Origin of the sequence: Porphyromonas circumdentaria, assembly GCF_900167105.1 — a bacterium.
GTDB lineage: Bacteria > Bacteroidota > Bacteroidia > Bacteroidales > Porphyromonadaceae > Porphyromonas > Porphyromonas circumdentaria.
The window spans coordinates 24,525-47,992 of record NZ_FUXE01000001.1; the positions used below are offsets into that span (position 1 = coordinate 24,525).

Annotated in this window: 24 protein-coding genes and 2 pseudogenes; 7 read left to right on the forward strand and 19 right to left on the reverse strand. The window is 44.0% G+C overall.

The genetic code is table 11. From position 1 onward, the window contains the following. Positions 1-50 precede the first annotated feature (50 nt). The 3 genes and pseudogenes from B5D06_RS00095 to B5D06_RS00105 all read left to right on the forward strand — a co-directional run bounded on the left by B5D06_RS00095 (position 51) and on the right by B5D06_RS00105 (position 2,249). Positions 51-1,274 carry a site-specific integrase gene (locus B5D06_RS00095; RefSeq protein ID WP_078736004.1) on the forward strand — a complete coding sequence of 408 codons (1,224 nt, stop codon included), beginning with the start codon at positions 51-53 and terminating at the stop codon, positions 1,272-1,274. Between the two features lie 35 nt (positions 1,275-1,309). Then, complete coding sequence (locus B5D06_RS00100; protein WP_078736005.1) at positions 1,310-1,780, forward strand: DUF1896 domain-containing protein; 471 nt, start codon at positions 1,310-1,312, stop codon at positions 1,778-1,780. A 134-nt stretch (positions 1,781-1,914) separates the two neighbouring features. Further along, positions 1,915-2,249 (forward strand): annotated as a pseudogene (locus B5D06_RS00105) (hypothetical protein). On the opposite strand, the gene B5D06_RS08975 reads toward B5D06_RS00105, so the two are convergent. The 4 genes from B5D06_RS08975 to B5D06_RS00120 form a co-directional block, all read right to left on the reverse strand. Next, on the reverse strand, positions 2,220-2,366 hold the full coding sequence (locus B5D06_RS08975; protein ID WP_184227843.1) for a hypothetical protein: 147 nt from the start codon (positions 2,364-2,366) through the stop codon (positions 2,220-2,222). The pseudogene B5D06_RS00105 and the gene B5D06_RS08975 overlap by 30 nt on opposite strands. A 190-nt stretch (positions 2,367-2,556) precedes the next feature. Beyond that, the gene (locus tag B5D06_RS00110) at positions 2,557-3,810 is read right to left on the reverse strand and encodes an MFS transporter (protein ID WP_078736006.1); all 1,254 of its coding nucleotides are present in this window, start codon (positions 3,808-3,810) and stop codon (positions 2,557-2,559) included. 16 nt (positions 3,811-3,826) lie between these two features. Further along, a complete protein-coding gene (locus B5D06_RS00115) occupies positions 3,827-4,558 on the reverse strand; it encodes a hypothetical protein (RefSeq protein WP_078736007.1) in 732 nt (243 codons plus the stop codon). Further along, complete coding sequence (locus B5D06_RS00120) at positions 4,543-5,475, reverse strand: polyprenyl synthetase family protein (RefSeq protein ID WP_078736008.1); 933 nt, start codon at positions 5,473-5,475, stop codon at positions 4,543-4,545. Before B5D06_RS00120 ends, B5D06_RS00115 begins: the two co-directional genes overlap by 16 nt. Before the next feature lie 1,393 nt (positions 5,476-6,868). Here B5D06_RS00120 and B5D06_RS00130 point away from each other — a divergent pair. The 4 genes from B5D06_RS00130 to B5D06_RS00145 are packed head-to-tail and all read left to right on the forward strand — an operon-like array spanning position 6,869 to position 9,321. After that, positions 6,869-7,300 carry a hypothetical protein gene (locus B5D06_RS00130; RefSeq protein ID WP_078736009.1) on the forward strand — a complete coding sequence of 144 codons (432 nt, stop codon included), beginning with the start codon at positions 6,869-6,871 and terminating at the stop codon, positions 7,298-7,300. 7 nt (positions 7,301-7,307) lie between these two features. Then, the gene (locus B5D06_RS00135) at positions 7,308-7,607 is read left to right on the forward strand and encodes a hypothetical protein (RefSeq protein ID WP_078736010.1); all 300 of its coding nucleotides are present in this window, start codon (positions 7,308-7,310) and stop codon (positions 7,605-7,607) included. Positions 7,608-7,628: 21 nt separating this feature from the next. Further along, positions 7,629-8,051 (forward strand): PcfK-like family protein, encoded by a 423-nt coding sequence (locus tag B5D06_RS00140; RefSeq protein ID WP_078736011.1) that lies wholly within the window; start codon positions 7,629-7,631, stop codon positions 8,049-8,051. A gap of 4 nt (positions 8,052-8,055) precedes the next feature. After that, positions 8,056-9,321 carry a PcfJ domain-containing protein gene (locus B5D06_RS00145; protein ID WP_078736012.1) on the forward strand — a complete coding sequence of 422 codons (1,266 nt, stop codon included), beginning with the start codon at positions 8,056-8,058 and terminating at the stop codon, positions 9,319-9,321. A 145-nt stretch (positions 9,322-9,466) separates the two neighbouring features. On the opposite strand, the gene B5D06_RS00150 is transcribed toward B5D06_RS00145, so the two are convergent. The 15 genes and pseudogenes from B5D06_RS00150 to B5D06_RS00225 form a co-directional block, all read right to left on the reverse strand. Then, a complete protein-coding gene (locus B5D06_RS00150) occupies positions 9,467-11,428 on the reverse strand; it encodes a hypothetical protein (protein WP_078736013.1) in 1,962 nt (653 codons plus the stop codon). 150 nt (positions 11,429-11,578) lie between these two features. Then, positions 11,579-12,019 (reverse strand): glycoside hydrolase family protein, encoded by a 441-nt coding sequence (locus tag B5D06_RS00155; protein WP_078736014.1) that lies wholly within the window; start codon positions 12,017-12,019, stop codon positions 11,579-11,581. After that, complete coding sequence (locus B5D06_RS00160) at positions 12,012-12,464, reverse strand: DUF3872 domain-containing protein (RefSeq protein WP_078736015.1); 453 nt, start codon at positions 12,462-12,464, stop codon at positions 12,012-12,014. Before B5D06_RS00160 ends, B5D06_RS00155 begins: the two co-directional genes overlap by 8 nt. 14 nt (positions 12,465-12,478) lie before the next feature. Further along, complete coding sequence (locus B5D06_RS00165; protein ID WP_143742525.1) at positions 12,479-13,051, reverse strand: conjugal transfer protein TraO; 573 nt, start codon at positions 13,049-13,051, stop codon at positions 12,479-12,481. Next, the gene (traN, locus tag B5D06_RS00170) at positions 13,051-14,001 is read right to left on the reverse strand and encodes a conjugative transposon protein TraN (RefSeq protein ID WP_078736017.1); all 951 of its coding nucleotides are present in this window, start codon (positions 13,999-14,001) and stop codon (positions 13,051-13,053) included. The genes B5D06_RS00165 and traN overlap by 1 nt, the downstream gene beginning before the upstream one ends. Before the next feature lie 26 nt (positions 14,002-14,027). Continuing rightward, complete coding sequence (gene traM, locus B5D06_RS00175) at positions 14,028-15,254, reverse strand: conjugative transposon protein TraM (RefSeq protein ID WP_078736018.1); 1,227 nt, start codon at positions 15,252-15,254, stop codon at positions 14,028-14,030. Continuing rightward, positions 15,226-15,522 (reverse strand): hypothetical protein, encoded by a 297-nt coding sequence (locus B5D06_RS00180; RefSeq protein WP_078736132.1) that lies wholly within the window; start codon positions 15,520-15,522, stop codon positions 15,226-15,228. The genes traM and B5D06_RS00180 overlap by 29 nt, the downstream gene beginning before the upstream one ends. Before the next feature lie 4 nt (positions 15,523-15,526). After that, the gene (gene traK / locus B5D06_RS00185; protein ID WP_078736019.1) at positions 15,527-16,150 is read right to left on the reverse strand and encodes a conjugative transposon protein TraK; all 624 of its coding nucleotides are present in this window, start codon (positions 16,148-16,150) and stop codon (positions 15,527-15,529) included. 24 nt (positions 16,151-16,174) lie between these two features. After that, entirely contained in the window at positions 16,175-17,218 is a 1,044-nt protein-coding gene (gene traJ, locus B5D06_RS00190; RefSeq protein ID WP_026292168.1) for a conjugative transposon protein TraJ, read from the reverse strand. Positions 17,219-17,221: 3 nt separating this feature from the next. Further along, positions 17,222-17,851, reverse strand: a complete 630-nt coding sequence (locus B5D06_RS00195) for a DUF4141 domain-containing protein (protein WP_036844577.1) — start codon at positions 17,849-17,851, stop codon at positions 17,222-17,224. Between the two features lie 22 nt (positions 17,852-17,873). Next, the gene (locus B5D06_RS00200; RefSeq protein ID WP_078736020.1) at positions 17,874-20,378 is read right to left on the reverse strand and encodes a TraG family conjugative transposon ATPase; all 2,505 of its coding nucleotides are present in this window, start codon (positions 20,376-20,378) and stop codon (positions 17,874-17,876) included. Beyond that, positions 20,375-20,707, reverse strand: a complete 333-nt coding sequence (locus B5D06_RS00205) for a DUF4133 domain-containing protein (protein ID WP_078736021.1) — start codon at positions 20,705-20,707, stop codon at positions 20,375-20,377. The genes B5D06_RS00200 and B5D06_RS00205 overlap by 4 nt, the downstream gene beginning before the upstream one ends. Beyond that, complete coding sequence (locus tag B5D06_RS09135; RefSeq protein WP_050776220.1) at positions 20,707-20,928, reverse strand: DUF4134 family protein; 222 nt, start codon at positions 20,926-20,928, stop codon at positions 20,707-20,709. Before B5D06_RS09135 ends, B5D06_RS00205 begins: the two co-directional genes overlap by 1 nt. Then, positions 20,925-22,592, reverse strand: coding sequence for a group II intron reverse transcriptase/maturase (ltrA, locus tag B5D06_RS00215; RefSeq protein ID WP_078736133.1), 1,668 nt, complete (start codon positions 22,590-22,592; stop codon positions 20,925-20,927). Before ltrA ends, B5D06_RS09135 begins: the two co-directional genes overlap by 4 nt. Positions 22,593-23,222: 630 nt before the next feature. Beyond that, positions 23,223-23,423: pseudogene (locus B5D06_RS00225) on the reverse strand (DUF4134 family protein); the annotation flags it as partial. Between the last annotated feature and the right edge of the window lie 45 nt (positions 23,424-23,468).

Sequence of the window (23,468 nt, forward strand, 5' to 3'; positions counted from 1 at the left end):
GTGGCTACAATTTTTCTCGCCTTGGCTACAACTCTTAAAAACAGATGTGTATGAAGTCTATTTTTAGAACAGCCTTCTATCTTAGAAGCAACTATGTCAACAAGGATGGCAAGACTCCTGTGATGTTGAGAATTTACCTCAACAACGAGCGTCTATCCCTTGGATCTACGGGCATCGCTGTCGTGAAAACACAGTGGGACTGTGTAAACGAGAAAATAAAGGGACGTACTACCGAAGCCCTCAGTATTAACTTGGAGCTGGACAATATCCGCAATGGCTTGCAAAACATTTATCGCAAACTGGAGGATAGCGACGACTTATGCTTGGAGCGTATCAAAACCGAATTCTTAGGGAAGAAAGTTGACATTGACACGATAATGCAACTTTTCGATAAGCACAACGCAGACATCGCACAGCAAGTCGGACTATCTATCGCTCCTGCCACACTCCAGAAGTATAATGTATGTAAGCGTCGCTTTGCTGAGTTCTTACAGCAGAACTACAAACGCTCCGACCTCAAACTATCAGAATTGACCTTTACGGTCATTCGTGAGTTTGACATCTATCTGCGTACCATTGTTGGGCAAAATCCCAACACGGCGACAAAGACTATGAAAACATTCAAGACGATTGTTATCCTTGGGGGTAAGATGGGTGTTATTCATCATGATCCCTTCCTCAATCATCGCTTCCACTTGGAACCTGTCAATCGAGGTTTCTTGACCGATGAGGAGATTCTCAAAATAGCGAACAAGCAACTCGGACTACAACGTCTCGAACTCGTTCGGGATATTTTTATCTTCTCCTGCTTCACAGGGCTGGCTTATATTGATGTGGCCAACCTCACGCCCGACCACATCGTCACTATAGGCGACAAGCAGTGGATTATGACGCAGCGTCAGAAGACTAGTGTTTCGACCAATGTTCTCCTCCTGGACATACCTAAAAGTATCATCGCCAAATATGGCGACCAAACTTATCGAGAGGGGAACCTCTTCCCGATGCTCTCTAACCAGAAGACCAATGCCTACCTCAAAGAGATTGCCGACATCTGTGGAATCAAGAAGAATCTGACCTTCCACTTAGCTCGCCACACCTTTGCAACGATGTCGCTTTCTAAAGGTGTACCTATCGAAAGCGTATCGAAGATGTTAGGGCATACCAACATAAAGACCACGCAAATCTATGCCCGTATCACTAACAAAAAAATAGAGCATGATATGGAGCAACTCGCCGAAAAACTTGATAAATTCAATACTGCTATGGGCATCTAACAAAGACTTGTTTCATCTAAAATCAGAATGATATTATGAATCAGACTAAGAAAGAGCTTTCTTACTTCCGCCTGAAGTTGGAAACTTACCTCAATGATTATCACCCCGAGTTAATGACAGACGCAGCCTTTATTTCGGCTCGTGTCGATGCAGCACTCACCGCTTACTGCGATGCCATATCTCAGGGCTTCTCCCACCTCGAAGCTGAGGCGATGTCGAGCGAAGTCCTTTACCAAGGATTACACTTCTCTAAGCACAATACCCTTGTGTCTATTTTAGAGAATGAGTTCAGCGAAGAATTGCCCGAACCACTACCAGAAAAACTTGCTCCCATTCTACTTGGCAATCAATTCATTCAGGCAGTCTTCGCGAAGTATGACCTCACAGACGACTTCGACGGAAGCACTGAGTACGAGGCTCTCTACACCGAACTCACAGGCACGATTGTCGAGCTTATCGAGAATAACAACTTGCCTACGATGGAGAAGGCTGAAGCATCGAAGTAACTTAATCCTATCGGGAGCATTGGAGCATCAAGAGCCAAGATATACACTCCGCCTCACACGCCAAGAGGCATGCCCTTGTCTTTGTGTTTCGGTGCATCTTGTGGAGCTCTTGACACTCTAAAATGCTCCCGGATATGAATACTCAACTAATGAATCACGATGTTCACAGTCCTATCTTCATTAGGGCTAAGGCTACCAACGATAAGCCTAAGGCAGAGCCAACGAAGAATTCTCGCTCTATCGACTGGAGACGTATCATTGAACTAGTGCTCCTACTCTCAGTTGTTGCCGGTGCAATTTACTTCATCTCGAAGCTCGTTACGCCTCAAGTCGTAACCGTCATCGGCATCTTCGTGGCTTCTTGGTGCTACGCTTCATAGTTCGCACCTTACTACAAATTATCTTCACGCTTCTCGACTACTTCTTCTGGATAGTTGTCTTAGTCGCAATTTTGCTCTGCATACTCTGATATAGTACACGCTTTCCAATCCTCAATATCTTGGTCAGAACCAGGAAGAGTCCCTCTGTGTTGGCGATAAAGTTCTTGTAGCATGGGGATACTCGGGAGCAAGTGAATAAAAATCATAGAAGCATCTCCAAAGATCTTATAGGTGATATTGATAACAACATAATAATGATACTAGATTCAATCAACAAGAGAAAAAGTAAAACTTGAGATGTTGATACTCAGATTCCCTATGATTGTACCTCATTCGCTCTTTAGTCTACACATCATGGCTTAGACAACGATGAGTACCAAAAAAGAATAATGAACTTCATTTGTACACTGTACTTGACGAAGAAAATTTCTGTTGAAGTTTCAATCCCACAAGACCTAATCCAAAAAACACAATCAGACTTAGAAGACCTAATTTTTGGCTCTCAAATGTAGAAGATATAATCCCAAACAAGAGGGGACCTAGAACCGCAGAGATTCGACTAGCAAAAGCATTAAATCCAAAAAACTCTATGGCATCTTCATGTCTTGTTAAATAGCTAGAGAGTATTGCTCGCCCTAAGGCAGGAGTTGTTCCAATAACTAAGCCTACAACAAAGGAAAGAACATAAAATTCAACAGTGTTTGAGACGATCAAAAATCCAAGACTTATAAAAATCCAAAGAATCACTGTGCTGGCGAACATTTTTAGATAGCCAATTCGTTCACTCAAATAACAGAAAAAAATTGTTGAAGGAACTCCAATTAATTGAACGAATAAGAAAGCTGTGAGGATTTCTTTTGCGCTCATTTGTAGAGTTTTAGAAGCAAAGATGGATGTGAAATATACCAAAGTAGACAAGCCATCATTAATGAGGTAGAAGGTTATTAGAAAAAGGAAAATATGTCTGTTTTTTTTCCAGTTTTTTATAGTTGAAAAAACCTTTATATAAGGAGATATACCAAGAGACTCCTTTTTTTTTCGTGCTTTTGTACTATTTATCAGGAAAAAACTAGGGAGAGAGAAAACCAAATAAAAGAGCCCCACAATGAGAAAACATGTCTGATAACTTGAATAATCATTTGGGAGAGTTTTATCCTTTATGATAAAAGCTATAGGTAACATACAGAGAATTCCACCTAAATAACCGAACCCCCATCCTAACCCTGACAGCATAGCGGTCCCTTTTCCTTCAATCTGATTGGGTAGAAATGCATCATATGTGAATTGAGAAAGGTTGAATGATAGCATACACAATGCAAAAATAATCAACAACAAATAGTTGTGATTCAAAGGAGAAATATAACCCAAGAGAAATGTAAGAAAAATTGATGCAGAAGTGGATATAATAAAAAATGTTTTATTTTTTTTGTTTCGGTCCAGCATCGCACCTATAAAAGGAGCAGAAATACCAGCAATAAGCACAGGTAGAGAAACAATAATACTCCAAAATAAGTCACTTACAAGCGGATTAGGTGATAACATCCCTTGATAAAACAAAGGGAACAAAACTGTTGGGATCAACAGATGAAAAGCCGAATTTGCAAAATCATAGGATACCCAAGCAAGGCGAGAAACGGTATTTTTCTTCATTATTCTTGTCAGAGTTTTAATTTCTGTATAAAGAGGAGATCTTCTCAAGAGTTCTCCTTTCTTTTCTGTTTGATAGATATTCCAACAGTACCACAAGTAGAATCTGATATACAAACATTGCTAATGCCCCCTGTTTGTATAAATTGGAACTCTCTATAACTGTATTCCACTCTGGATTATAGAATAAAAGAATGATTGCAATAACAACCACTGCTCCAATTAAAGCAATCCCTCTATATGATCTAAAAGCGATTGCAATAGCAGAAGGAATAAAACTCAGGTAAAAAGACATAGGGCTTCGCCATAAGCCTCCTGTTTCCTGGATCAAACAATAAATAAGAAAAATCGTTATGACTCCTGAGATATATAGGACTATATCTGCGATTGAATTTATCTTCTCAAACTCTTTGCGTATTAGATTTTGAGTCTCAGGACACTGATCCTCATTATTTTCCTTAAGTTGTGGAATAATTTTTTTGTATATCCTACCGTAAAGGAGAAATGCCACAACAAAAGAACTCCCAAGAGAGAAAAGGATTAACAAAATCACCCAAATAATTAGACGATTAGGATTCTCATATTGTATCGGACTGTTTTTAGGATCAACCATTGAACCAATAAAAAAAAGCACAAACAAAGGAAAGACAATTCCTAGTCCACAAACTAACCAGGCAAATGTAATACTTGCCCTATATTTTGTCTCCCAAATAGTGTAATACTCTTGTGGATTCTTTACATACTCTGACATATTGAATTGATCATTGCGTTTAATTGGCTGTTCGTTTTCAACAACTTATTCTCAATCATCTTTTCTATAGAGAAGTTTGCTTTATTTATTGTTTCTTTTATATATATCTGAATTTTCTCATTAGCATTAGGATCAATTGGCCGTTCATTTTTTTGAAAAAAGCAGTAGTATATATTCGAAGAATCTAGATGATAGTTTTGAGCATGCTTTTTTGCGACATTTATATCTGCCAAATCATCTAAAGCTTGATAGGCACAAGAGAAATGATTTATAAACTCTTGTATTTCATCCCATTTATCTTCTTCAAATTTGAACGGCATAAGACCAAACAAAAAAGATAATCGTAGTAAAGCCCCGGTTTTTCCTATTGCGATTTTCTCAAAAAGAGGCAAGGTCATTTCCTTTTTTTCTTCAATGTCAAGCTGTTGAGAACTTACCAAGTTATCTAAGATTTTAATTATATGTTCAGAGTAATTAAAATATTGATTCTCTTTACATTTCAAGTTATAATATGCAAGTGATAGTTGAGCCAAAAAAAAAGCAGCATTCATAGCTTTAGGAATGCCTACCTTTTTCCATAATGCTGTTTTTCCACATCGAATTATACCATTATCCTGAATATCATCAACAATGAGCGTTGCATTGTGTATAAGTTCTACTACACACGCTAGAGGGGTTATTATCTCTATGTCAAAACCTTTTTCTTCAGCCAAACTCAAGCATAAGTAAGCTCTCAATCTTTTACTATGAGCCAATGTCGGTTGGACATTATCTTCCAAGCCACAGTGATAAAGAAGATTATCTCTTAGTTCAATATCACTTGCATAATTCTGAAAAATTTCTCTCAGAGTTGCATCAGTCAGCTTCCGTTTCCGTGATAAAAATAAATCTTCTGTCACGTTGAATCCCTCTTTCATCTATCTGTGGTGTACTTTTAAACAATCATACTATTAAGCTACAACAAATATTCTTTTGTATTCTGTGAGATAAAAGCATCCAAAAACAAGGCTGTATCAATTGAAGGTGTTTAACATACTAAACTGGCATATGAATCCAAGAATAGACTTTTAAATGAGATTATACCCTATTCAAAAAAACTTATTAGAGAGCAAGGCGACACATTCCAAAACTTTGTTTACACAAAAATCCAGAAAAATAGACCTTGGTAACCAAGAAATTTAGTCCATCATATGACTCGCCCAACCTCCTATTCAAGCATTTCTATTATTTCTACACCTCAATATAGCCTCAATCTATTTCAGCTACGATCAACTTACCACAACAAAATTACAAAAGAACTCTGCGTTCTCACAAAGTTAGAATATTATTTGTTTTGTGCAAACAACAATAATAAAACTCCTTGGCATCCGAGTATACCGTTTCAGAAATATGAATAGCGATGTTTACAGCCCCACCTTCATTTGAGCAACCTCCTCTTCTTTTGATAGTGCAATGAAGAAGCCTTCTGCTTCAGCAAAAAAACGTTGCATCATATGCTCTCGTATTATTGAAACCTCGTTATTATTTGCTAGTCCTCATAGGAGGTTTGTTTCTTCCATCCAAGGGCATTACTCCACAAGTTGTAATAGCCATTTCGATACTTATTGGATTCATAGTACTGCGATTTATCGTTCGTTCTCTCTTACAAATCGCTTTTAGCCTCTTGCACGACCTCTTTTGGATTGTTGTATTGGTTGTGATTTTACTTCTTGTGCTATGAAATAGTATTGTCTTTTTAGTTCTCAACATCTTTATAGATGCTTATCTTCTTATCTTGCACGGATAAGCACCTTTTCTCTTTTTTTGTACCTTAAGCCAATAGTGTCCAAAGTATTTAGTTAATCATTTGATATATAGTATATTAAAAATTGATTTCTATATGTGCAAACTTACAAAGAATTTAATGTCAGCCAATTAGGATGTATTCTGAGAAATTATTTAGAACACTATTGGTTTTAAACTTTGCACTTCTATTTCTTTTACCATTCGCTGATTTTATCTTCGTTTGTCCACTTCGGCAGAACTCGAACAAGTTCGCTTCTGCTCTCAGCTATCCAGAACGTTCCACCCTATGCGTGGCAGATGGATGCTGTTTCTTTTTCTTCGCAAAGGTAGTATGGGGCTTGGGCTACCTCAAGGTCAAGCCTATGGTTGGTCTGGAAAATCTCCACACTTGCGCTTCGCTGTGCTCCTCTTCAGGTCGTATTTTCCGTCCAAACCTTGTGTTTGCTTTCACCCCACTACCTCTGTTTTGCTCGAAAAAAGGAATCAGCATACTCCGATCTTTGGACGCATAAAAAAAATGTCACTATGGATAAGCAGAAAATAAATACAACATCTTCGATGAGCAGAAAAGGATATAGCTCCTCCTCTCATTACCGCATAAGTTCGGGGATTGGGGAGCGTGAGCGTGCAGTGGCGACTAAGTTTGTGCAGTGGGAGGTACAACCTTTGGAAACCCTCCGTGAGTGTAAAGCTTACCTCTTGCGCGAAAAACTTAATCATGGCGAAGCGATGAGCCGTGAGGAAAAGGATTGGCTATGTGAAGCCGTGAATAGCAATACTTACTTCCGTACCGCCATCCCCGTGATGGGCTACCGATTTGACTTCTTTGATGTGCTGAAAAAATACTTGGTCAATCAATACGGACAATGGGCTGAGTACTATGCCCCCGACCGTACCAGCCTACGCAAACACCTATGTAGGCACATCAATCAGATAGTAGAAATCCCTAAACATTAAGACGATTATGGCAAATATATGCACCAACCTATTCTACGCATCAAGCGAGAAGGCAGAAACGATAGACGCAATTAGAGCATTTATAGAGGAACACTTCCCCGATGATTGGCATGAGCAAAACGATGACTTCCAGATTGAAGCCGAGCTATACAGCCGTTGGGACTTCCCTAAAAGCCTATTTGAGGACTTGGGCAAGAGCCTAAGTCACGACGGCACTCTCTATATGCGTTGCCTATCCCACGAGCTATGTAACGAATATGCCTGCCTCTCTGTCTATCGAAATGGAGAATGGACAATCGGGAAATAAAGCACCAAAGAGAACAAGACAATGAAAGGAACAGAACAATTCACACGCACCATAGCCGAGTATCTTAATCAAAGAGCAATGACAGACCCCCTATTTACTCCTAACTTGGCGAAGCCCGGCAAGAACATCGAGGACTGCATCACCTATATCTTACAGCAGGTGCGACAGAGCGGGTGCAATGGCTTTGAGGACGATGAAATCTACGCTATGGCAGTCCACTACTATGATGAAGACGATTTAGAAGTGGGTAGCCGTGTAGCCTGCAATGTGGTAGTCAATCACACCATAGTCCTCACCGAAGAAGAGAAAGCCGAAGCACGCAAGCAGGCGATACAGCAGTATCAAACCGAAGAGCTACGCAAGTTACAAGAGCCGAAGCGAGTGAAAGCCAAGGTAAGCATCAACAGCGACCCAATACCCCAACCCTCTCTATTTGATTTATAAGCCTATGAAACCACGAAATAAATTTGAGCAAGCCGTCTTGGCTCAGAGTAAGCACCTCCACCCGATAACCAAGATACAAAAGCAATGGGCATTCCGTGAATGTATCGACCACTTTGCCTACCGCCTACCCAAAGGGAAAAACACTTGTATGGATTGTGGGCATTCGTGGCAGATGAACGAGTCTATCGAGCATTGCATCTGCCCCCAGTGTGGGGCAGGCTTGCAGGTCAAAGAAACCTATCAAAGGAAATTGCAACAGAAGCAGTACTTTACAGTACTAACCACTTCGGGAGGGTATCAAGTCTTGCGTATGTGTCTACTTATTGTGGGTATGGAGAAGGGCTACCAAGCCGTGTCCTCAGTCATTGAGATTGGGCAGTATTGGTGGAGCGAGAGTGGACGACAGACGATTGTCGCCGTACAGAGAATTATGGGGCATTATGTGGATAGCTTTGCCTACTATTCGCCTATGGCTATTCGTAACGAGAATGAAGCCTATCGCTTTATCGCCCATTGCCCCCTATATCCCAAGGTCAAGGCAATAGACACTCTTCGCAGGAATGGCTTTGCAGGCGAGTGCCACGACATCGCCCCCTCTGTGCTTATCCCAGCTCTACTCACGGACAGCCGAGCCGAGACACTGATTAAGGCAGGACGCACGGAGCATCTGCGGTACTTCCTCAGCCGAGCAAGGAAGATAGACGAGTATTGGCAAGCCTACAAAATCACACTGCGCAAGGGCTACGACATCACGGATATTGCCCTTTGGTGCGACTATGTGAATATGCTCAGACGATTAGGCAAGGACACGCACAACGCCCACTTCATTTGCCCCGAGGACTTGCAGGATGCCCACGACACGGCACAGCGAAAGTTGCAGGCACAGCGAGATAAGGAAGCCGAAGCCCAAAGACGACAAAAAGCCATAGAGAATGAGGAGCGCTTTCAAGCCCTCAAATCCCACTTCTTTGGCATAGCCTTTACAGACGGCACGATTGAGGTACGTGTGTTGGAGAGTGTGCAGGAGTATATGGAGGAAGGGCAAGTCTTGCACCATTGCATTTTTACCAACGAGTACTACCTCAAAGAACAGAGCCTTATCCTATCGGCACACATTGAAGGCAAGCGGATAGAGACCATTGAGGTATCGCTTGAAACGATGAAGGTCATTCAATGCCGTGGCTTGCAGAACAAGAACACCGAGTATCACGACCGCATCATAGACCTCGTACACCGAAACATCAAGCAGATACAGAGCCGTGTAGCCTAAGCCCTACCCTTATAAAAAAAGCCCCGAAGCGATTAAACAAACCACTTCGGGACTTCTTTTCTTTGTCTTTGAACCGAGCAGGCGACCTAAAGAAAAGAAGCAAAAGAAAGTCGCAAGGGAGTAAAAACTCTGTAATCAAACGTTATTACCCCTCTTCTTTCAATAATTCATTAAGACGACGATCTACTTCCTTATTGATATTTTCTTCCTTACTTCTTTTTCGTTCGTTATATATCTTCTTATTCTTAGAAAAGAACACTCCGATTACGAAAATAAGCAACCCAATTGCCAGCTCTTTAAGAAGCTCTTTGACCCCAGCAAGCCATAGTATAACAATTAATAATGCTGGTGTCAAGAGTAGTATCACAATCTTCTTAATCCAAAAGGAAATAGACTTTTTACGATATTCAGCCCTAACCTCGGTGTCTATTTTTTTTCTTAAAGCAGACTCTCCTTTACTTGCCTGTATGCGGTAATGTTCCTTGTCACGTCTTTCTGAAGAAAGTTCTTGTTGAGCCTTTGATAGGTCTTCAACGACTTCTATTTTTGCGCCTTGAATTTGCCTTGTCATATCCATTGTGATTATTTCATCAGAAACACCCAATAATCTTTTTCTGTGAATATCTCGTGCAATATTGACAATCTTATCTGATGGAAGTTTCGATATTTGCTCATTTTTCTCCAGCATAATGGATAAGTCTGGAACCGTAAACGTATTTTTACTAGGCTGCAAATTTTCTCGAATTATATTTGCGAATAATATTTTATAATCATCACTAATGGTATGTTTACTTCCATTTAAGGCTAAAACATTCAGCAGGGTTTCTATTCTTATAGCGACTGGTAAATCATTAACAGAAGGTTTCTTCTTTGCATAGGCATTGACAGACACTTCTTGGGAAATGATGAAATATTTACCTGATTCTCTTAAATGGTTTGCGCCACTAATTAATCCAACATCGTGTAGTAATGCATTCTCTTTTTTGTCATGTCCAGTAATACTTCTAAAGATTGCATTTAATTCTTGTCGTTTTGTTTCATCTTGTTGGGCATCCGAGATTCTCCTCTCTAGTGTCCGATCATCATCCAAGAGGCTAATAGGGATTTTTTTATTTATAAAACTTGGTGTTTTTAGCAGTTGTGTGAAGAAAGTCAAGAAGTCATCTTCTGTTGTACAACCTCTTTGTATAGCAGTTTGAAGATATTGGTCATCTGTTTTTTTGAGAACATCCCAGTCATACCGTTCTACAACTTTGAGAGTTTGCTCCTTTTTATATCTTACCGCTGTAAGATATTCTTGCTGGGTTATATATAGAATTCCAGCGTGTATTCCAAACTCAGAAAATACGTTCTCAAGAACTTTAAATGAATTGTAGTATTCACTAGACTCTAACCCGATGTGCATTAATATATTAGTATCGAGAATGCAACAACTATCCTTAAAGGTTTCAATTGTCAAATTATCAATAGAGTATGAGTTCTTTATAAGTTTCGCAGCAAAAGCAGAAGTTCCATATTCCCATAAGAATTCTGTTATATCAGGCTCCTTCCTAAGAATAAGTTCTATAAACTTATTGGCTAATGAATCTTTATCTCTCTTATCAATGAGCTTGTTGTTTAATGTACGCTTTTGAATAACATCTAATATGCTATCTTTACGACGTGCAACAGCACTCACATTGTAACACAAATCAGACATCCAGTCATCTGAAAAAGCATTAAAAAAACACATCATTATATCTGTGAGCCATATTTCTATGTTCTTTGTTTCCGAGAAATACGGCTCAAAAGTTTTGACGACTCGAACAAATCTTTCTCGAGATTCTGCATGAGCTTTTTCTATCTTGTCTCGTTTATTCTTTGATATATAATATTTTTTTTGACGTTTGGATATTTCCTCCCTTTCCAATAAATCGTCTACTAATTCCTTCAATCGTTGCTCGCTTGCATTTTGTACTATTCTTTGATAGCTTTCAAGGATTTCATTGAAAGTCGCATTAGTTTTTTGATAAATTATCTTCACAAGCAATTGAGCCTCATCATTTTTTGCCAAGTAGTTGGTCGTAGTATCTAAACGCAGATATAAAGTACGTAGAATTTCATCCATAAGATGCCTTTTTGTGTATTGACTAAATGCTAACCAAAATACCATACAAATATAACTTATTATAGCCCTAACAAAAAGAAATCTTTTGATTTATTGGATATAGAATAGGGCAAGCTCCGACTTCCTGTATCTAAGTAGTCCACGCAAATCCTAGCCTTTGTAATGGCAAAAGGATAGATACTCCTTATAGTACTCCCTATCCCCTTGCTCAATCTTGCGAAGCAGCTTGCTTTTGCCTTGTTTTCCGTAGCCAAGCAAGCGACCGACACCGACATTGTAGGAGTGCAGCGTCAAGAGCAAGGCATCTTTGCCATAGCCCTTAAACATCTCAAAGCGTTTCCAAAGGTCGGCACGCAAGAGTGAATCGGCTTGTCGCTCCGTCATCCCTGCCGTAAGTTTCTCGCCCTTTTTGAGTTGGTGACCATAGCCGACATAGGGATAATGCTCCTTGCCGTGCCAGCCCTCAAAGTATTTGACGCAAAGCACAGCTCGCTCAAAAGACGGTAAGTCTATCCAACGCACTCGCCTCTGTGCCATAGAGGGCAAAGCCCACAGGCACAGCAGGCAGAATGCAAATATCCATTTAACCATCTTGCTTTTTATCCTCCTCTGCCTTCTTATTATTGAAGGCAAAGGTCTGTTGTTGTACTTTGCCGAAGTTGTCTTCGATATACACATCTATCGTTTGGCGGTCTGCCGACTGCGAAGTGTAGTACAAGCGAAACTCCTCCCTTGTCAAGAGATAGCGGTCATTAGGCTTGAAGACGAAGCCATCGTCCATTCTTAGGATGCCCTTGCCCTCGGGTTGGAAGTAACGGAGGGTGTACCTTGTGTCGGCAAAGTTGCCTGCTCTTTTGAGCGAGCAACGGATTTCGACTGTTTCGCCTTTCTTGATGTCCTTTTGAACGGGCATCGTTTGTAAAGCGAAGTCGTAAGACTGCTGCACATCCAGCTCCCGATTACAAGCAGGTAGACAAAACCCAGCGAAAGTGAGTACCCCCACGACCCACAGCGTATTGAATATTTTCTTTTTCATTGTTCTCTTGTTGCTTAAAGGTTAAACTTAATACCTGCCGATATTGCAGGACGAAAACGATGCACATCTGAACCGATAAGCAGTCGCCCCTGTGCCTTGAGAACAAGGAGCAGCCTATCCGAGAGGAAATACTCTATGGAGCTATGCACCGCCCCGCCATAAACAAAGCGAGAGCGGTCAAGGAGCATTGCCCCATCGGGTAGTAGCTCTTTGCCCTTATTCAGTTCTTCATAACCACCCAAAGCCGATATGCCGCAATAGGTAAAGATATTCTTCCCCCTATCGGAGAGCATGGGATGCATATATCCTACTTGCAGTAGGGCATCCTGCATCAAGACATCGTAGGTTCTATAAGGTAGCGTCTGCTGTTCATATTCGGTTGAAAGGAATAGATAGTTCGCTTGCTTGAGATAGCGAGTGAAGGCGACTCCCACTCCGAACCTCTCAGGTTGAAAGAGTTTCTCTCCTCGAATAAGGAGAATACTCCCCACTATTTCCACTCCTTGCTGTTTAGGGATGAGACGCTGAGCGTATGAGGGAAATATCATAGCTCCTGCGATGAGTAGTAAAAACAGTATTCTTTTCATCACCACTTCAGTTTAAGGTTATCGATACGTCGAGCCAACAGAAGATCCTCATTCTGCACATAGAAAGAGAGCGTGCGACCTCCGTTTCGTTCATAGAGCGTTACTTCGAGTTGTTTATCTTCTGAAAGTGTAAACTGTTCTAAGGCAAAGATGCTTCGGTCGCTACTCTGTCCTTTCACCCACATTATCTGATGATAGGCACGCAAGGGTTGCAGAACATGCTCTTGAATCGCAGTACGCTTAGCAACCTTCTTGTCTACGACCTTAAAGGTGATGAAATCCACTGAGTAGGGCATATTGGTATCATTGTCTATGCGTGTGTGAAAATAGAGCAACCCATTGTGCGCATAAAGCCCACGAAGTAGAAACCTCATTCCGAACTGTCGTATCCCGATATGCTTAATGGTACGCTTGTTACTTTTGTAGATACTCTCCATCATCAGTTTTACAAGTATGGGAGATTCGTTGCCCAACTCTTTGAAATAGATGTCTGCACGATTAGAGGGTAGGCGTCCGTCTGTCGGAGAGAGAAAGTCTTTCATCTCAACGTTGAGCTTCTCGGGCTCTTCGGCATATTTTACGTTGTATGAGTAAAAAGAACCATCCTCACAGATGACACTCATATTTGTTTCGGTCTTTAAGTCTCGAACGGCAGCCTTGACACGTAGTACATTCTCGGCATCCTCCGCCTTGCCTGCAATCAGGTTATTGCTTCCCAAGTCCACATATCGAATGGCCGATGGAAAGATAAGGTGCACCGTTTTGTCGAAGGTAACTTCCAAGCCATAAGGTAGTACGACTCTCCCGTCAGGAATCGCCCTGCTCATTCCTTGAAAGAGATCTCCTGAAGAGAGTAAATGAGCAGGTGTTGTTTCTCTACATTCTTTTTGAGCAAAAGCCGTTAGCCCGAATGAGCAGAGCATCAGGGCTGATAAAATCCGTTTTTTCATTGTCTTTATAATATCTGATTTGGTTGTTATTGAGTTGGTAGCAGAAAGAGGCGATAGCCCCCTTTAAGTGTCACTTTAACGGTACGCAGTTTCTTTTGCAAAAGCTGTGAAGCTCCCTGCATCACACCGCGTGCGGCATCGGAGATGATTTGATCCTTAGCGGAAGATGCAAAGGTGAAGGAGGTACCGACAGTGCCTCCGATGTTCGCCCCCATTTCTTTGAGGGCAGATAGATTCTCAGAGCCGGGGATGTAGATGCCCTCTTGTCCGTCTGTGTCGTAGGCTGAGAGCTTGACGGAGGAGATGTAACCTCCGACCTCGATGCTTTGAACAAGCAGTCGCATACGATTGCCCTCAATTTTAGCTTGAGCCACGATACGGCTGTAGCGAGGCAGAGAGAGAGTATGGAGCCGAGCTCCCTCCGTCAGACGAAGGACAATAATGTCTCCCTCTTGGAGTGTCGTTGTTCTATCCACCACGCATCGAAGAGTGTTACGAAGGGGGGCGGGGCGTTGTGCCGAGAGCGAATGAAACCCAAGGTTACGTTCTCTTCCCGCATATTCGGCAATGAAGGCAGAGTCTGTCATCGGTTGCTCAAGGGAAGAGACCAAATGCTCCCGTTCGGGCATCAACTCCACTTCGGGTAGGGTCGTTGAAGCTGAGGTAACCGAAGTTTCCTCCTTTGCATTGGTAGCTGAAGGGGAATTACTTGGAGGAGTTGCTTGAGTCATGTACTTGGATGCCATTTGGTAACTTCTTTCCATCAAGGCAAGCTGTTTCTCCTCTTCATCCTGCTCGCTCTCTTGCACCTCTAATCGAGCTCGGAGTTCTTCTATCTCGGCCTGCATCGCTTCTCGCTCTTCATCTCTTGGGTCATAATCATAAAAAGAGGAAAGAAGGCGACTGTTTTCCTCGTAGCGTTCCATCGAAGAGGCAACTTTGGAGACCGAGGAGGTATGTTCGGAGTCGTTCGTCTCTTCTCCTTGTCGCTCGAAGTAATCGGAGAGTTGGCCCATTTCACTGCGGGAGATCTCCTCTTGTTCCAAATGCTCTCCCATTTCATAGACCTTGAGTTTATTCTCGGGGAGCTGCTCCACGGAGGCTTGAGGCAACTCTTTATTCAGCCCCCTTTCTTCCTCTGTTCCGCTCTTTTCAGAGGGACGAAAGATAAACCACATAGAGAGCGTAAAGAGTAAGCCGATACCACTATAGATGAGTATCTTCTTAAGTTGTTCTTTCTGTTTCTTTTCCATTGTTACAAGCTAATTGGTACATAATCATATCGAGGCGTACGCTATCTCGTGGGATAGGGCTATCGACAACCTCTTCCACGATGATGTTAGCGGACGATTTCTCCGCCTTGGGTAAAAACAGGTTGGCTATCATGACACAAGAGATAATGAGGTAGAGCAGACTCAGCGTGTAGACAAAAATCTTTCGTCTGCGAGGGCTCATTCTGTCACATCGCCGGCGCAACCAAAGATGGAGACGGAGATAAGCTCGTGTAAATGTCTGTCTCATGGCATCAACGTTTATAGGTTTGTAGATCTCGGTTTTCACGCACAAGAAAATGCTCCATTAAGAAGCCCTGTGGATTGTTATCCGATCGGACGGAGTTCTGAAGCGTGCAAGTTGTAATGAGACTACGCTCCGTAACGTTACTCTGACGCAGGATGAACTGTCGAGCGTAGGTCGTTACCTCATAGGGGTAGCTCTCAAAGTTGCAATGTATCGAGTCGATCTCTATCCGCTGATTGACATTGCCCGATATGGCTCGGTTGTAGTAGCCTTTTTCTGCCAAGTCTTTGTAGTAGTTGAAAGCCGACTTGTCGCAGAGCTGAAAGGCTCGCTCCATATTCCCTTCGATAGCGGCCTTGTCGGGTGCAATCGTAAAGAAGAGTTCGTGAAAGCGTCTGACGTGCTCACGTGCCTCAACGGGGCGATTCATTGCGGCATCCTGACTGAGTGCCAGGATGAGCGACTTGCCTTCATCCAAAACATAGATCTTCTCCCTCTGTTGAGAGGCAAAAGAGTAGGAGGCATGGAGCGCATAACCGCAGACTGCTACGCAGAGCAGTACAAAAAGCAGGGCATAAAGCCGTATCTGCTTGAATGAGGTTTCGATATTGGTGAGTGATTTGAATTCCATAAAAATGCTGTTTGTTCTTCTTTATTAGTTTCCTTTTCCTCTCAGTAGAGCTCCTTTGATACGACCTCCGATGTTACCGATAGAAGCACCTGCCCCTGCAGCAGCGGCTTTTCCTCCGAGATAAGCTCCCTGAGCTCCTCGTTGAGCCGTCTGATTCACATTACGTCCATAAGAACCGATACCTCCTCCTGCTTCGATAATCCATCCCGAAACGGTCGGAACAGAGAAGTAGCCGATGATACCGATAAGGAAAAAGACCATATAGTACCAACTGCCCACTTCAGGGATGTAGTTGGGGTCACTTAACAGGGCGATGTCTTTCTGAATCATCAAGATTTGAATCTTTGTCAGAAGGGCTGTCAAGATGGAGCTGACAGGTAGCCAGAGATAGACTGAGATGTAGCGTGAAAACCATGCAGTCAGTGACCCCGAAAGACCATCCCACACGGCAATGCCGAAAACAACCGGACCGAGGATGGAGAGAACAATCAAGATGAAAGTGCGGAGTGTGTCGATGACAAGACCGGCAGCATGAAAGATAAGCTCCAAAAGGTCTTGCACCTTTTTCATGAACCATCGCTTGGTTTGGTAGGCAGCACGTTCGGCATACATCCCTGCAATGGTTACGGCATCTTCGGGACCGATAATACCCATCTCTTCTATCTTTTGGTCAAACTTCTCATTCGAGACGAGATAAGCGGTTTCGGGATTACGCAGGTAGGCCTCCTCCTGCAGTTTGTTACGTTCTGCAGTCAGTTTGTCAAGTGTTCCCTCCTGCTTGTGTACCATCTGTTCTGTGCCTTTCACCACGGGAGAGAGAACTGCATTCATCGTACCAAGTACCACCGTAGGGAAAAACATGATACAGAAGCCCAAAACAAAGGGGCGAAGCAAAGGATAGACATCTATCGGCTCGGCTCTTGCCAGTGACGACCAAACACGTATGGCAATGTAAAACAGAGCTCCCAAGCCCGCTATCCCCTTGGCAATACCTGTCATCTCCGAGGCCAAGGGCATCATCTCCTGATAGGTGGAACGAAGCAGTTCGTGTAAACTTGAAAAATCCATGGCTTACCAGTAACGTATGTCTGAACTTCCATATAGGGATCGTACCTGCTCAAGCTCTCCCTTTTGTCGTGCTCTCACATAGCTCACGGAGATATTCTTTCGAGTGTAGTACGACACCAAAGAGCGATACTCTCGAACGGTATTATAGATGCGGTCTATCATTTGCATCCGCTCGCTGTCGTTCATAGAGAAGACATTGCTCTTAGCAACGGATTTCAACTCCTTCAGACTCTCTCCGCTCAGTTCCAGAAGTTTGCTGTAGCCTGAAGCCATGGCAGCCAGCTCAGTAGGACGGAAATTCGTATCACTGAGCATCTTTTTATAGGAGGAGACATAAATCTCTGAAATATCACCCACCATCAGGATGGTCTCCTTCACTTTGTAGGCATCGCCGATGAGGTTATTCACCTTTTTGAGAGCATCGTAATATTTCTTGGTGTCATTGTAGAGTTTCTCCACCTCCTTGAAACCGTTCAAGGTGTTCTTGACCGTCTTGGAGGCTGTGGCAATCTCTTTGACCGTATTGGCAATATTTCCCGCAAAGTTCATAGGGTCACTTACGACCCACTGAGCATGGGCTTGTGTAGTAAAGAGGCTCAATCCAAGGAGAGCCATAAGGATGTACTTTTTCATAGGTTACTGTTGTTTAAGGGTTTTACTTCTGTCGTTTCTCCATGACCAAACGACGGATAGCCATTTCGATGTCTCCTCCTAATTCTTCCGAGAGGCGCATCACTTCGAGCTTTTCGGTCTCTTCGGTCGTGTAGGTGAGGTACTCTTCAAGCGATACCTCTGTCGCATAAACCGCACTCTGCATACCACCCAAGCCTATCCAAACTTCCTTGTAAAGACGGTTGGGATCGTTGTTCTGATTGATGGAGAGGATTTGGCTCTTCTCCTTTTCAGAAAGCCCTAACATAGCCTGTATGCCGTCGAACTTGGTCATATACTTACGCTGGTCGAGCAGGATCTTGCAATCGGAATTGTTGATGATACTCTCCTTGACGATGGGTGACTGAATGATGTCGTCCACCTCCTGCGTGACGACAATTGCCTCACCAAAGAACTTTCGGACGGTCTTATACAAATACTTGATGTAGTCCGCCATATTGGCCGAAGCAATCGCCTTCCATGCCTCCTCGATGAGTATCATCTTGCGGATGCCTTTGAGGCGACGCATCTTATTGATGAAGGCTTCCATGATGATGATCGTCACCACGGGGAAGAGGTCTTTATTATCCTTCACCGCATCAATCTCAAAGACGATGAAGCGTTTGCTGAGCAGGTCGATGTTCTTATCCGAGTTCAGCAAAAAGTCGTAGCGACCGCCTCGGTAGTACTGCTTGAGGGTCGTTAAGAGGTTGTTGATGTTGAAGTCGGAGAGGGTAACCTCAATCTCTCGCTTACCCATATCCTCTCGGTACACATCACGCAGATACTCGTAGAAGGTATTGAAGCAGGGAGTAATGCTTCTATCCGAACGAATGAGTTCGATATAGGCATTGACAGCCGAACCAAGCTCCCCCGCCTCGGTCTTGGTAATCTGTTCCTCCGCACTCTTCCAAAGAGTCAAAAGCAGGGTGCAGATACTCTCTCGTTTCTCCACGTCAAAGAGATAATCATCCGTATAGAAGGGGTTGAAAGAGATGGGATTCTCATCTGTGTAGGTGAAGTATACACCATCCTCGCCCTTCGTCTTACCATGGATGAGTTCACACAAGCCTTGATAGGAGTTACCCGTATCGACAAGCAGGACGTGTGCTCCCTGCTCGTAGTACTGGCGTACCATGTGATTTGTAAAGAAACTTTTGCCACTCCCCGACGGACCAAGAATGAACTTATTGCGGTTGGTGATGATACCTTTTTTCATCGGCAGATCAGAGATGTCCAAGTGTATGGGCTTACCCGACAGGCGGTCTGCCATCTTGATGCCAAAGGGAGAAAGTGAGTTCTTGTAGTTTGTCTCGGCTGTGAAGAAGCAGAGCGCAGGCTCGATGAAAGTATAGAAACTCTCTTCCGAGGGGAAGTCGGCAGCATTGCCGGGGATGCCTGCCCAGTAGAGCGTAGCCACATCAATGGTGTTGTGTCGGGGCTTGCACTCCATAAGAGCCAAGGCACCCCCCACATCGTTCTTGATCTGTCGCAGTTCCTCGCTGTCACTACTCCATGCCAGTACATTGAAGTGGGCACGGATGGAGCAGAGACCCTGAGAATGGGCGACATTGAGGTACTCTTGCAGCCACTCCTCGTTAATCTGGTTGCTACGGCTGTAGCGAGCCAAGGAGTGCATATTCCTTGCCTGCTTCTCGAAGCGTTGCAGGTTGGCATCGCTATCCTCAATGAAGAGGTATTGGTTGTAGATGTGATTACATGGAAGCATCAGCCCTACGGGCGAAGCAAAGGAGAGGCAGCAGTCACTGCGGTCGGTGGATAGTCGTTCGTAACGGCTATCCGTGCTGACAGTCGTTGGCAGGTCGTCCGTGTCGCTGAGAGTGTGCAAGCAAAGCCTATTGTCGCCCACACGTACAAGGTCGGCACCCAATCGGATGTCCTCCAGCGAAGCATGATGCTCATCGGAAAGAGAGAAATAACGGTCAAGTAAACCGCTTTTCTCCTTTGTCCCCACAAGCTCCTCTTCCGTCATACGCTCTAAACGAATGAGCATTGTGTCGTTGATGATGCGCTCAAATTGATCAACGGCTTCCATAAACTTGAAGACAGAGTCTTTATCCTCAATATCTTTGGGGACAAGATACCCACGGCAGAGAGTAGAGAAATTGCTCTGCTGTGCCATACGCTTCTTATTGCTTTTGGTAAGGAAGAGATAGACCGAGTGGTGCAGATAAGGACGCTCATTAAAGTGTCGCTCCGAAGAGCGAGCAAGGAAGCTCAACCCACTCTCTGCGAGCTTACCTTGGTATTCTTCCGTGATGAACCAATCCTGCTTATGCACGATGCTGTAGTTGGGCAGCACCTTAACCGCCTTATGCCAAGCCGAGTGCATCGCTTCATATTCGGCCGAAGTCACCGTGAAGAGTTCGGGCAGTTCCACCCGAAAAGCAACGGTGATGTCGGCTTCCTTGCTCACGATGCACCCCTGCTCAATCGATAGTAGGGGAAACTTCGCTTCCAGAGTGCTCATCTTACTGCTGTTTCTCATCTTGTCGTTTGTGATTTGAGGTTACGAAAGAGGTGGCAAACGGTACGTCGGTTCAAAAGGTAACGAGGGAGGGAGCGTACTGCTCCGAGCTTCATCAGCCCATGTTCACCATACTTGCGGTTCATAGCGAATGTTTGCCACACCACCAGCGTGGCACCCAATACGCCTATGCCAAGGCAAACGAGCTGACTAATGCCCAAGAGATACAGCACGACCACGACAATGAAAGTCCCCAGAAGCCCTCCTGCAAAGAGAAAGAGGTATTGAGCTTTCAAGCCCTTGAACTCCACTGTGTGTCCTACACCTTTATTGATTTCCCAAGATCCCATTAGAGGAAGAAGCTTCTAAGGATGGTGGCAGCCACGATAAGGAAGATACATGCCCCAAACCAAGAAGCAGCCGTCTTACTTGTGTCAGGGTCTCCCGAGCTGTCGAGTAGGTCAGCCCCATTGCTGGGGCTTTCCCCTCTAAGAACCGTACGTGATACTTTCGCATCATACGGCTCAAGCAACACACGTAAATGATGTTGATATTCATTCAAGTGTCTCATTTTCTACCAATTTTAAGTTTCGACATTTTTGTTTTGCAAGATGTATGGACAAGTTTGTAATCCTTTTTGCCCCCGATGATACTTTCGGTTATACTCCAAGGTCTCTCCCTGTCTATACGTTCACCACAGAAAGGGCATGTTCTGTTCTGCCTTTTCCAAATCCTCACGAGGCTTTCCCTGCCCTTGAGCGTTTGCTTCATACGATAGGTCTCACGCCATTCGTAGTAGGACTTGTCGGCAGGGTCATAGGGATTTGCGTAGTGTCTGACCTTGGCGAACTTTTCATGATGAATGTCAGGAAGATATGCTAATGTGATTTGACGCATCTTCGAGCGTTCCTCCATATCTGCCACAAAACGCCATTTCCGTCCGTTTACGGTCTTGAAATACTTATCCTTAATCCAACCCTTACTCTTGTTTGAATGTCTGCGTCTTGCCCATTGCCATAGTTTTCGATGAATTTCCCAATCCACCCGATGAAATGTCTCTGCGGACGTACCATATTTATAATAGTTGCCCCAGCCCGTTATAATCGGGTTCAACATTTTGATGAGTGAATGCTGTTTGGCAGTCTTGTTGCTTTCTATCACCTTGCGGATTTTGTCGCAGAAACGTTTCTTGGCATCGCCTGACGGCTGTGTGAGCAGTGTGTTGTTGGGGAACTTGCGGATATTGAAACCGAGGAAGTCAAAACCCTCACTGATATGTGTGATTTTCGTCTTTTCTTCCGACAGTGTCAATCCACGCTCCGCCATGAAATTGCGCACGAGTGGCAGGATGACTGTTTCAATGGTCTCTCTGTCCTTTGCCGTTACGATGAAGTCGTCTGCATAGCGTACCAGATGTATTTTGGGAACAATAGTTTTATAATTCTTCTTATACTTTCCGATGCAGTTTTCCAAAAGCGATTGTAAACCGTCAAGAGCCATGTTTGCGAGGGTCGGCGAAATGATACCTCCTTGTGGCGTACCTTCTTCCGTGGGGAAAAGTTCGCCGTTGAATATGAACCCGCATTTGAGCCATTTTCGTAGTATCTCCTTGTCCGTTGGGACATTGTTGAGAAGCCACTCGTGGCTGATGTGGTCGAAGCAGCCTTTGATGTCTCCCTCGAGTATCCATTCGGGCGCACACGTCCGAGAGAGCAGGATGAAGCATTGCTCTATGGCATCATGAGTGCATCTGTGCTTGCGGAAACCGTATGAGTGGGTGTCACCCGTGGTCTCTGCAATCGGGTCGAGTGCCATGAGATAGAGAGCCTGCATAGCCCTGTCTTTCATTGTCGGTATGCCCAAGGGGCGTAGTTTGCCGTTTTTCTTCTCGATGTTCACCCTGCGCAGTGGTTGCGGTTGGTAACCACGGCGTTTGAGTGAACCGATGGCTTTGGCTTTCGCGAGCGGTGATGACCATACAGCCTTGTCAACGCCTGCGGTATCTTTGCCTTTGTTGGTAGTAACTCGCTTTACAGCCAATGCCTTGGCGTAGAACGAGTGGGTAAGCGTCCATTGCAAGGCTCTCACCTTGTTATGTCTGCCTTCCCTCTGAGCCTTTACAATACGTGCTTGCAGCTTTTGAACATACATCTCCGCCCGTGTCCAGTCGATTTCCGACCAGAGTGTGTGGAGGTTTCTGTTTTCAGGCGCACACAATTCTTTCGTCTTGTTCATTTGCATTCCTTGCTTTAAAAGTTCTGTAAACTATTTTGTAAAGTGTTACCATACGGAAGTCTGCCCACTTTCGTGTCGGATGATGTCGCCCTTGCCACACGTGACCGAGGCTCAATCCGTATCCGTTCCATTACAGAACGGCATTCGCTTTTTCCGCTTTCCTATACCCGCACCCCATGTAGGCTCACCTTACGGTTTGCTTACCCATTAAGATGGGAGAGATACGGGCTTACCGTGTTTTACATAAGTGACAAATAAGCAGGTTAGGTCCTGTCTATTCCACCGGCAGTGCTTCATGTCCGTGTGTCCCCAAAATTCAAGGGAACAGCCGACTGCTTACCTTTTTGGTTCGAGCCTGTCAATACCTTTGGCTCGCTATACTTTACGATGTTTATCGGACAGTTCACTTTCGTTGACCATACCGCTAAGCCAAGCTCCTCGTGCTGAATGGTATTATCAGCCGTTGACTTCCCCTCGCGGTTCAGTCTCCTCCTTTCGGAAAGGCTACCTTGTCGGGACAGCTTCGTACAAAGGAATTACTCCCCATGCACGTGTCCGTAGGCTACTCCAGACGGAACTGGAGGTGTAATCAGGATGTTACACAATCACTTACGCAACTTCACGTCGCACGAACTTATTGTACACCTTGATTCCCCCAATCAAGCCGACCACGGCTCCAACGGCATAAATCAATTTGGTACCGGGATCGAAATAGCTCGTCACCATTTTGGTGGCTTCGTTGATACCGGCCATACCGTTGCCCTGTGCATAAGCTCCTGCCGTCGCAGTGGCGATAAGGAGCAACATCAATGCGATTTTCTTTCTGTTCATGTTATTGGATTTATTGTTATTGATTATGAATAGTTTGTTCTCTGT

Bases quoted from the DNA above. Each gene is read 5' to 3' on its own strand.
- B5D06_RS00195 (WP_036844577.1), bottom strand. From the start codon at position 17,851: ATGAAAAAGTACATCCTTATGGCTCTCCTTGGATTGAGCCTCTTTACT.
- B5D06_RS00130 (WP_078736009.1), top strand. From the start codon at position 6,869: ATGGATAAGCAGAAAATAAATACAACATCTTCGATGAGCAGAAAAGGA.
- traM (WP_078736018.1), bottom strand. From the start codon at position 15,254: ATGGAAAAGAAACAGAAAGAACAACTTAAGAAGATACTCATCTATAGT.
- B5D06_RS00180 (WP_078736132.1), bottom strand. From the start codon at position 15,522: ATGAGACAGACATTTACACGAGCTTATCTCCGTCTCCATCTTTGGTTG.
- B5D06_RS00100 (WP_078736005.1), top strand. From the start codon at position 1,310: ATGAATCAGACTAAGAAAGAGCTTTCTTACTTCCGCCTGAAGTTGGAA.
- B5D06_RS00115 (WP_078736007.1), bottom strand. From the start codon at position 4,558: ATGTCAGAGTATGTAAAGAATCCACAAGAGTATTACACTATTTGGGAG.
- B5D06_RS00160 (WP_078736015.1), bottom strand. From the start codon at position 12,464: ATGAAAAAGAAAATATTCAATACGCTGTGGGTCGTGGGGGTACTCACT.
- B5D06_RS00205 (WP_078736021.1), bottom strand. From the start codon at position 20,707: ATGGGATCTTGGGAAATCAATAAAGGTGTAGGACACACAGTGGAGTTC.
- traJ (WP_026292168.1), bottom strand. From the start codon at position 17,218: ATGGATTTTTCAAGTTTACACGAACTGCTTCGTTCCACCTATCAGGAG.
- B5D06_RS08975 (WP_184227843.1), bottom strand. From the start codon at position 2,366: ATGATTTTTATTCACTTGCTCCCGAGTATCCCCATGCTACAAGAACTT.
- ltrA (WP_078736133.1), bottom strand. From the start codon at position 22,592: ATGAACAAGACGAAAGAATTGTGTGCGCCTGAAAACAGAAACCTCCAC.
- B5D06_RS00120 (WP_078736008.1), bottom strand. From the start codon at position 5,475: ATGAAAGAGGGATTCAACGTGACAGAAGATTTATTTTTATCACGGAAA.
- B5D06_RS00095 (WP_078736004.1), top strand. From the start codon at position 51: ATGAAGTCTATTTTTAGAACAGCCTTCTATCTTAGAAGCAACTATGTC.
- B5D06_RS09135 (WP_050776220.1), bottom strand. From the start codon at position 20,928: ATGAGACACTTGAATGAATATCAACATCATTTACGTGTGTTGCTTGAG.
- B5D06_RS00150 (WP_078736013.1), bottom strand. From the start codon at position 11,428: ATGGATGAAATTCTACGTACTTTATATCTGCGTTTAGATACTACGACC.
- B5D06_RS00135 (WP_078736010.1), top strand. From the start codon at position 7,308: ATGGCAAATATATGCACCAACCTATTCTACGCATCAAGCGAGAAGGCA.
- B5D06_RS00110 (WP_078736006.1), bottom strand. From the start codon at position 3,810: ATGAAGAAAAATACCGTTTCTCGCCTTGCTTGGGTATCCTATGATTTT.
- B5D06_RS00145 (WP_078736012.1), top strand. From the start codon at position 8,056: ATGAAACCACGAAATAAATTTGAGCAAGCCGTCTTGGCTCAGAGTAAG.
- traN (WP_078736017.1), bottom strand. From the start codon at position 14,001: ATGAAAAAACGGATTTTATCAGCCCTGATGCTCTGCTCATTCGGGCTA.
- traK (WP_078736019.1), bottom strand. From the start codon at position 16,150: ATGGAATTCAAATCACTCACCAATATCGAAACCTCATTCAAGCAGATA.
- B5D06_RS00140 (WP_078736011.1), top strand. From the start codon at position 7,629: ATGAAAGGAACAGAACAATTCACACGCACCATAGCCGAGTATCTTAAT.
- B5D06_RS00200 (WP_078736020.1), bottom strand. From the start codon at position 20,378: ATGAGAAACAGCAGTAAGATGAGCACTCTGGAAGCGAAGTTTCCCCTA.
- B5D06_RS00155 (WP_078736014.1), bottom strand. From the start codon at position 12,019: ATGGTTAAATGGATATTTGCATTCTGCCTGCTGTGCCTGTGGGCTTTG.
- B5D06_RS00165 (WP_143742525.1), bottom strand. From the start codon at position 13,051: ATGAAAAGAATACTGTTTTTACTACTCATCGCAGGAGCTATGATATTT.